This is a genomic window from Bradyrhizobium sp. CCBAU 11434 (genome assembly GCF_028128895.1).
GTDB lineage: Bacteria > Pseudomonadota > Alphaproteobacteria > Rhizobiales > Xanthobacteraceae > Bradyrhizobium > Bradyrhizobium zhengyangense.
Genome location: NZ_LBJX01000034.1, coordinates 1 through 1,171, shown reverse-complemented (window position 1 = coordinate 1,171; position 1,171 = coordinate 1). Strand labels below are relative to the sequence as shown.

1 protein-coding gene is annotated in these 1,171 nt (G+C 64.8%); it reads right to left on the bottom strand.

The annotated features are described in order from the left end of the window. The coding region (locus XI06_RS12910; RefSeq protein ID WP_271605483.1) for a putative bifunctional diguanylate cyclase/phosphodiesterase at positions 1-1,122 on the bottom strand (1,122 nt) is incomplete at its 3' end. Between the last annotated feature and the right edge of the window lie 49 nt (positions 1,123-1,171).

Genomic DNA, 1,171 nt, shown 5'->3' with positions numbered 1-1,171 from the left:
CTTCTTGGCGCGCGCGATGTCCTCGATCAGCACGCCTTCGGTGATCTCAAGCTCGAGCCGCGATGCCGCCAGGCCGCTCTCGCGCAGCGCCTTGCGGACATGCGCATCGAGATTCTCCCGACGGAATTGCGCCGCCGAGACGTTGACGGCGATCCTGAGAGGTTCGGTCCAGGACGCCGCCTCCCTGCACGCCTCCATCAAGACCCAGTCGTCGATCTGCGCGATCGAGCCGCTCTGCTCGGCGACCGGAATGAACTCCCCGGGCGGAATGATGCCGCGAAGAGGATGACGCCAGCGGACCAGCGCCTCATAGGCCTTCAGCGTGCCGTCCCGGTGCTGCTGCGGCTGATATTCCAGAAAGAGCTCTCCTCGCTCGACGGCCGCCCGCAGATCGTGGTCCAGCGCCCGCCGCTCCCGCAATTGCTTGTCCATGGCGCTGGTGAACAGGCGGATGGCACCCCGCCCTTCATGCTTCGCGCGGTAGAGGGCGGCATCGGCGTTCGCCAGCAGCGAGACCGCGTCGTTGGCATCCCGTGGATAGAGGGCTATTCCGACGCAGAGATCGATCTTCAGCGCGTGACCGTCGATCTCGATCGGCCGCTCGAACTGGGTGCGCATGCGCGTGGCCAGCAGTTCTGCGGCTCCGGGTAAAGGAGGCCGATCGACGATGCCGATGAACTCGTCGCCGCCGACGCGCGCGACGTAGGCGCCTTCCGCCACCTCCTGCAGGCGTCTCGAGGTCTCCCGCAGCACGGCGTCGCCGACGGCGTGGCCGAAAAGGTCGTTGATCTCCTTGAAATGATCGAGATCGATGCAGAGCACGGCGAAGGGGCTGTCGGTGATCCGCGCTCGTTCGATTGCGGATCCAAGGTGTTCATCCAGGGCCGTTCTGTTGGGCAACTCCGTCAGGGCATCGTGTCGCGCCAGATAGCTGATCTTCTCCTGGGCCCGGTTCCTGTCCGTCACGTCGAAGGCAACGGAAACGTGCGCTGCCCGTTCACCATAGACGAGAGGCCGGGATTCGATGACGACCTGGATGGCCTCGCCGTCGGCCGTTCTGTGCAGTTCGAAGTCACTTTCCGCGCTATCCGATTCCCCGCACTGAAGTTGCCCCTCGATCATGGTAAGGAGAGCTTCGCGGGGGTAACCGTAGTGACGGCACATGGCGCCG